Origin of the sequence: Roseomonas sp. TAS13 (assembly GCF_001950415.1) — a bacterium.
GTDB lineage: Bacteria > Pseudomonadota > Alphaproteobacteria > Acetobacterales > Acetobacteraceae > Roseomonas > Roseomonas mucosa.
The window spans coordinates 1-6,294 of sequence record NZ_BDLP01000259.1 but is presented as its reverse complement, the minus strand read 5'-3'; the positions used below and the strand labels follow the sequence as shown (position 1 = coordinate 6,294).

General features: G+C 72.0%; 9 protein-coding genes. All 9 read left to right on the top strand.

All coding sequences use genetic code 11. The annotated features are described in order from the left end of the window. Nucleotides 1–590 (top strand): urease accessory protein UreD (locus ROTAS13_RS17365; RefSeq protein ID WP_075822961.1); only part of this gene is annotated, 590 nt, incomplete at its 5' end. A 115-nt stretch (nucleotides 591–705) separates the two neighbouring features. Further along, a complete protein-coding gene (locus tag ROTAS13_RS17360; protein ID WP_019460837.1) occupies nucleotides 706–1,197 on the top strand; it encodes a GNAT family N-acetyltransferase in 492 nt (163 codons plus the stop codon). A gap of 94 nt (nucleotides 1,198–1,291) precedes the next feature. Next, a complete protein-coding gene (locus ROTAS13_RS17355) occupies nucleotides 1,292–1,594 on the top strand; it encodes an urease subunit gamma (protein ID WP_075822960.1) in 303 nt (100 codons plus the stop codon). A gap of 12 nt (nucleotides 1,595–1,606) precedes the next feature. After that, a complete protein-coding gene (locus ROTAS13_RS17350; RefSeq protein ID WP_019460839.1) occupies nucleotides 1,607–1,912 on the top strand; it encodes an urease subunit beta in 306 nt (101 codons plus the stop codon). 2 nt (nucleotides 1,913–1,914) lie between these two features. Then, nucleotides 1,915–3,627 carry an urease subunit alpha gene (ureC, locus tag ROTAS13_RS17345; RefSeq protein WP_075822959.1) on the top strand — a complete coding sequence of 571 codons (1,713 nt, stop codon included), beginning with the start codon at nucleotides 1,915–1,917 and terminating at the stop codon, nucleotides 3,625–3,627. 9 nt (nucleotides 3,628–3,636) lie between these two features. Continuing rightward, nucleotides 3,637–4,245 carry an urease accessory protein UreE gene (locus ROTAS13_RS17340; protein ID WP_083755589.1) on the top strand — a complete coding sequence of 203 codons (609 nt, stop codon included), beginning with the start codon at nucleotides 3,637–3,639 and terminating at the stop codon, nucleotides 4,243–4,245. Further along, nucleotides 4,187–4,924: an urease accessory protein UreF gene (locus tag ROTAS13_RS17335; RefSeq protein ID WP_083755588.1), complete on the top strand. Its 738-nt coding sequence runs from the start codon at nucleotides 4,187–4,189 to the stop codon at nucleotides 4,922–4,924. Before ROTAS13_RS17340 ends, ROTAS13_RS17335 begins: the two co-directional genes overlap by 59 nt. Beyond that, complete coding sequence (gene ureG, locus ROTAS13_RS17330; protein WP_252571049.1) at nucleotides 4,921–5,634, top strand: urease accessory protein UreG; 714 nt, start codon at nucleotides 4,921–4,923, stop codon at nucleotides 5,632–5,634. The genes ROTAS13_RS17335 and ureG overlap by 4 nt, the downstream gene beginning before the upstream one ends. Next, nucleotides 5,634–6,206 carry a HupE/UreJ family protein gene (locus ROTAS13_RS17325; RefSeq protein WP_075822958.1) on the top strand — a complete coding sequence of 191 codons (573 nt, stop codon included), beginning with the start codon at nucleotides 5,634–5,636 and terminating at the stop codon, nucleotides 6,204–6,206. Before ureG ends, ROTAS13_RS17325 begins: the two co-directional genes overlap by 1 nt. The last annotated feature ends 88 nt before the right edge of the window (nucleotides 6,207–6,294 follow it).

Below are 6,294 nucleotides of genomic sequence, written 5' to 3'. Positions count from 1 at the left end.
CCGCCGCCGAGAAGCTCTACCGCTCCCTCGGCCCCGATACCCGGATCGCCACGACCCTCCGGGCGGAACCCGGCGCCACCCTCGAATGGCTGCCGCAGGAGACCATCCTCTTCGACGGCGCCCGCCTGCGCCGCGGTCTCGACATCGAGCTCGCCGCCAGTGCCCGCCTGCTGGCCGCCGAGATGCTCGTCTTCGGCCGCCATGCCAGGGGCGAGCGCTTCGCGACCGGCTTCCTGCACGACCGCTGGCGCCTGCGCCGCGATGGGCGCCTCGTCTGGACCGATGCCCTGCGCCTTGATCCGCCTGGGGAGTCCCTCGCCGACCGCTTCGCCTTCGGCGGCGCGGGCGCCTATGCCACGCTCCTCTACGCCGCCCCGGACGCGGCCGCGCACCTTTCCGCCTTCCGCGATCTCGCCGCGTCCACGGGGCCTCTCCAGGGCGCCGCCACCATGCCGCGCGAGGGCATTCTCCTGCTCCGCTGGCTCGGCCCCGCCGCGCCGGTCCGTGCCGCGCTCGCCAGCGCCATTCCCGCCTGCCGCGACGGGCTGCTCGGCCTGCCGCGCGCGCTGCCACGGCTATGGATGACCTGAATCCGGCCCCCGGTGCTTTCGGGCCGGAGGAGAGCCCGCTACCTCTGCCTGCTCTCTGCCCCTCTGGCCGCGGCGATGGCCTCGGCGCCCGCTTCGGCGGAAAGGAGTCCGGAACATGATCCGATGCCTGCAGCCCGGTGACGAGGAGGTCTTCCGCCGGATCCGCCTGGAGGCCCTGCGCGCCGAGCCCGCCGCCTATGCCAGCACCGCGGCGGACTGGGAGGCGTTGCCGCCGGAGGAATGGCGCCGCCGCCTGACCGCGAACCCGGTCTTCGTCGCCTTCCAGGGCGCGGAGCCCGTCGGGATCATGGGCCTGATGGCCCAGTCCTCCAGCAAGACCGCCCATCGCACCATGCTCATCATGGTCTATCTGCGCCCGGAGCAGCGTGGCACCGGGCTGGCGGGCCGCCTCCTGCGCCATGCCGTCGACCACGCCCGGCGGCTGGGCCACCGGCAGGTCGAGCTCATGGTGAGCGCCGAGAACCCCGTGGCGCGCCGCTTCTACGAGCGTGAGGGCTTCCGCCAGATCGGCTGCATCCCCGGCGGCTTCCTGCACGAGGGCCGGGAGGTGGACGAGATCATGATGGTCCGGCGCCTGCTTCCCTGAACGGCGGCGCCCGGCCCGCCGCGTCGTGCTCTCCCCCCCCTGGACCCCCGCCGCGCCCCGCCCGCATACTCCGCCGCACCGAACGGAGCCGCCCATGCACCTGACGCCGCGCGAAAAGGACAAGCTGCTGATCGCCATGGCCGCCCATGTCGCGCGCCGGCGGCTGGAGCGGGGCGTGAAGCTGAACCACCCCGAGGCCGTGGCCCTGGTCACCGACTTCGTGGTGGAGGGCGCCCGCGACGGCCGCAGCGTTTCCGAACTGATGCGCGACGGCGCCACCGTCCTGACGCGCGAGCAGGTGATGGAGGGCGTCGCCGAGATGATCCACGAGATCCAGGTCGAGGCGACCTTTCCCGACGGCACCAAGCTCGTCACCGTCCACGAGCCGATCCGCTAGGGGAGAACGAAGGTGATTCCCGGAGAACTCTTCCCCGCCAGCGGCGAGATCGAGCTGAACGCCGGCCGCCCGGTCACGGAGCTGGAGGTCGCCAATACCGGCGACCGCCCGGTGCAGGTCGGCAGCCACTACCACTTCGCCGAGACCAATCCCGAGCTGCGCTTCGACCGCGACCGGGCGCGCGGCCAGCGCCTGGACATCGCCGCCGGCACAGCGGTGCGCTTCGAGCCGGGCCAGACCCGCACCGTGCGCCTCATCCCCTTCGCCGGGGATCGCGTGGTCCACGGCTTCCGTGGCGCGATCGAAGGAAAGCTCTGACCATGCCCGCCCGGATCTCCCGCTCCGCCTATGCCGGCATGTACGGCCCCACCATCGGGGACCGGCTCCGCCTCGCCGACACCGACATCGTCATCGAGGTCGAGCGCGACCTCACCACCTATGGCGAGGAGGTGAAGTTCGGCGGCGGCAAGGTCATCCGCGACGGCATGGGGCAGTCCCAGGTCGGGCGCGACGGCGGCGCCATGGATACCGTGATCACCAATGCGCTGATCCTCGACCACACCGGGATCTACAAGGCCGATGTCGGGCTGCGCGACGGCCGGATCGCCGCCATCGGCAAGGCGGGCAATCCGGACACGCAGCCGGGCGTCGATATCGTCATCGGCCCGGGCACCGAGATCATCGCGGGGGAGGGCCGCATCCTCACCTCCGGCGGCATCGACGTGCATATCCACTTCATCTGCCCGCAGCAGATCGAGGAGGCGCTGGCTTCCGGCGTCACCACCATGTTCGGCGGCGGTACCGGCCCGGCCCATGGCACGCTCGCCACCACCGCCACGCCCGGCGCCTTCCACCTCGCCCGCATGATCCAGGCGGCGGAAGGCTTTCCGGTGAACCTCGGCTTTCTCGGCAAGGGCAATGCCGCCCTGCCGAAGGGGCTGGAGGAGCAGATCCATGCTGGCGCGGCGGGGCTGAAGCTGCACGAGGACTGGGGCACCACGCCGAAGGCCATCGACACCTGCCTCGCCGTGGCCGATGCGCTGGACGTGCAGGTCGCCATCCACACGGACACGCTGAACGAGAGCGGTTTCGTCGAGAGCACGATCAGGGCCATCGGCGGCCGCACCATCCAGGCCTTCCACACCGAGGGCGCGGGCGGCGGCCATGCCCCCGACATCCTGCGGCTGGTGGGCGAGCCGAACGTGCTGCCCAGCTCCACCAACCCCACCATGCCCTATACGGTGAACACGCTGGACGAGCATCTCGACATGCTCATGGTGTGCCACCACCTGGACCCGAGAATCCCCGAGGACGTGGCCTTCGCCGAGAGCCGCATCCGGCGCGAGACCATCGCGGCCGAGGACATCCTGCACGACCTCGGCGCCATCTCGATGATGAGCTCCGACAGCCAGGCGATGGGGCGTGTCGGCGAGGTGATCATCCGCACCTGGCAGACCGCCCACAAGATGAAGCAGCAGCGTGGAAGGCTGAAGGAGGAGGTGGGCGACAACGACAACTTCCGCGCCCGCCGCTACATCGCCAAGTACACGATCAACCCCGCCATTTCCCAGGGCATCGCCGAGCATGTCGGCAGCGTCGAGGTCGGCAAGCTGGCCGATCTCGTGCTCTGGAGCCCGGCCTTCTTCGGCGTGAAGCCGGAGATGGTGCTGAAATGCGGCACCATTGCCATGGCGCCGATGGGCGATCCCAACGCCTCCATCCCGACGCCGCAGCCGGTCCATTACCGCCCGATGTTCGGCGGCTTCGGCCGTGCCCTGCCGGCGATCGGCGTCACCTTCACCTCCGCCGCCGCGCTGGATGCCGGGCTCGGCGAGCGCCTGGGCGTGACCCGGCCCCTCGTCGCCGTGCGCAACACGCGTTCCGGCATCAGCAAGCGCGACATGGTGCTGAACGACCTCTGCCCGCGCATCGAGGTGGATGCCGAGACCTATGAGGTCCGCGCCGATGGCGAGCTGCTGGTCTGCGAGCCCGCGAAGGTGCTGCCCATGGCGCAGCGCTATTTCCTGTTCTGAGAAGCCCCGATGACCGACAGCACCCTGCCGCGCGCCACCACCATCCTTCCCGCCGGGCAATGGGACCCGGCCGGGGCGCGCGACAGCATCACGCTCGATTTCGACGACCGCCACCGCCGCCGCCGCCGCTACACGGGCGAGAGGGGGCTCTCCTTCCTGCTCGACCTGCCGGAAGCCACGGTGCTCTATGACGGCGACGGGCTGCGCTGCGAGGATGGCACCACCATTGCCGTCCATGCCGCGCCGGAGCCGCTGGTCGAGGTGACCTCCGCCGATCCCGCGCATTTCGCGCGCCTCGCCTGGCATCTCGGCAACCGGCACCTGCCGGCCGAGATCGATGCGAAGCGCATCCTGATCCGCGACGACCACGTGATCACCGCCATGCTGCGCGGCCTCGGCGCCACGCTCCGGCAGGTCCAGGCGCCCTTCAACCCGGAAGGCGGCGCCTATGGCGAGCACAACCGCCACACCGCCCACCATCATGGGCCGCAGGAAGGTCATGGGCACGCGCATGACCACGATCACGATCACGGGCACGGGCACGGGCACAGCCACGACCATGGCCACGACCACCACCATGGCGACGGCCACACGCATCACGGCCACCGGCATGGCTGAGGGCGACGCCGCCCTCTACCGCCTGCTGGCCTGGATCTCCCCGGCCTATCCGGTCGGTGCCTATACCTACAGCCATGGGCTGGAGGCCGCGGTGGAGGAGGGCGCCGTGCGCGACCGCCAGGGCCTCGCCGACTACATCGCCGCCGCGCTGACGCGGGGGGCCGGGGCGGTGGACGGGCCGCTCCTCGCCGCCGCCTGGCGGGCCGCGCGGGACGGCGACGAGGGGGGGCTCGACGAGGTGGCCGAACTGTCCCTGGCCTGGCGCGGCACGGCGGAGACCGCGCTGGAAAGCACGGCGCAGGGGAATGCCTTCGCCAGCGTCACCGCCGCCGCCTGGCCGGAGCCCCGCTTCGCCGCCTTCGTGGCCCGCCATCCGCGCCGCATGACGCATCCCGTGGCTTTCGGCGCGGCGGCGGCCTGGAACGGCGTCGCGCTCCGCCCGGCGCTTTTCGCCTGGCTCTCGGGCTTCGCCGCCAACCTCGTCAGCGCCGGCGTTCGCCTCGTCCCGCTGGGGCAGACGGACGGGCAGATCGCCACCGCCACGCTTCTGCCCGTGGTGGAGGCCGCCGCCGACGCCGCCCTGGCCGCCGATCCCGAAGAGATCGGCACCGCCGCCCCGGTGCTCGACCTCTTCTCCATGCGTCACGAGACCCAGTATACGAGGCTCTTCCGCTCATGACCGAAATCGTTTCTGGCCAGCCGATCCAGGCCTCCGCGTCCGCAGGACGCTCCGGTCATCGGCAGGCGAACGGCCCCTTCCGCGTCGGCGTCGGCGGCCCCGTCGGCTCCGGCAAGACCGCGCTGACCGACCGCCTGTGCAAGTACCTGCGCGCCACGCACGACATCGCCGTCATCACCAATGACATCTACACGCGGGAGGATGCGGAGTTCCTCACCCGCTCCGGCGCGCTGGAGCCGGAGCGCATCACCGGCGTCGAGACGGGCGGCTGCCCGCACACCGCGATCCGCGAGGACGCCTCGATCAACCTCGCCGCTGTCGGCGAGATGGTGGAGCGTTTCCCGGCGCTGGAGATCCTCTTCATCGAGAGCGGCGGCGACAACCTCGCCGCCACCTTCTCGCCGGAACTGGCGGACCTGACGATCTACGTCATCGACGTCTCGGCGGGCGACAAGATCCCGCGCAAGGGCGGGCCGGGCATCACCCGCTCCGACCTGCTGGTGATCAACAAGATCGACCTCGCCCCGCTGGTCGGCGCCGATCTCGGCGTGATGGACCGCGATTCCCGCCGGATGCGTGGCCAGCGCCCCTTCCTCTTCACCAACCTGAAGGAGAACCGGGGCGTGGCCGAGATCGCCGCCTTCATCCTGGAGGCCGGCGGCATTCCCGCCCGCGGCCTTTCCGCCACCGCCCGAGGAACCCAAGCCTGATGCGCCGCCTCCTTCCCGTCGCCGCCGCGCTGCTCCTGCCGCTGCCGGCCCTGGCCCATACCGGCATCGGCCCGGTGGATGGCTTCACCGCCGGCTTCGCCCATTCGCTGGGCGGGCTCGACCATCTGATGGCCATGCTGGGAATCGGCCTCTGGGCCGGGCTGCTGGGCGGCCGCGCGACCTGGGCGCTGCCCGCCGCCTTCCTCGGCGCCATGGCGCTGGGCGGCGCGCTGGGCATGGCGGGCCTCGGCCTGCCGATGGTGGAGGCCGGGATCGCCGCCTCGGTGATCGTGCTCGGCGCCGTGGTCGCGCTTGCCGCCCGCCTGCCGCTGGCCGCGGCCCTGTCCCTGGCGGCGCTCTTCGGCCTCTTCCACGGCCACGCCCATGGCGCGGAGATGCACCCCGGGGCTGGGGCCGCCGCCTATGCCGCGGGCTTCCTCCTGGCCACCGCCGGCCTGCACGCGCTGGGCCTGGGGCTCGGCCGCTGGCGCGCCCCGGCCGGCCGCGCCGTGGCCCGCTCCGCCGGGGCCGCCATGGCGGTGGCCATGCTGGCGCTGCTGCTCCAGGGCTGATCCCGCCACCCTGGCACTACCTTTCCGGCGACGTCCGGCATTGCGCCGTCCCGGGGGACAAGGCTCCGCCTTTTCCCCCGGTCCCCCC

Coding starts and splice junctions, on each gene's coding strand:
- ROTAS13_RS17360 (WP_019460837.1), top strand. CDS start 706: ATGATCCGATGCCTGCAGCCCGGTGACGAGGAGGTCTTCCGCCGGATC.
- ROTAS13_RS17355 (WP_075822960.1), top strand. CDS start 1,292: ATGCACCTGACGCCGCGCGAAAAGGACAAGCTGCTGATCGCCATGGCC.
- ureC (WP_075822959.1), top strand. CDS start 1,915: ATGCCCGCCCGGATCTCCCGCTCCGCCTATGCCGGCATGTACGGCCCC.
- ROTAS13_RS17340 (WP_083755589.1), top strand. CDS start 3,637: ATGACCGACAGCACCCTGCCGCGCGCCACCACCATCCTTCCCGCCGGG.
- ROTAS13_RS17335 (WP_083755588.1), top strand. CDS start 4,187: ATGGCCACGACCACCACCATGGCGACGGCCACACGCATCACGGCCACC.
- ureG (WP_252571049.1), top strand. CDS start 4,921: ATGACCGAAATCGTTTCTGGCCAGCCGATCCAGGCCTCCGCGTCCGCA.
- ROTAS13_RS17325 (WP_075822958.1), top strand. CDS start 5,634: ATGCGCCGCCTCCTTCCCGTCGCCGCCGCGCTGCTCCTGCCGCTGCCG.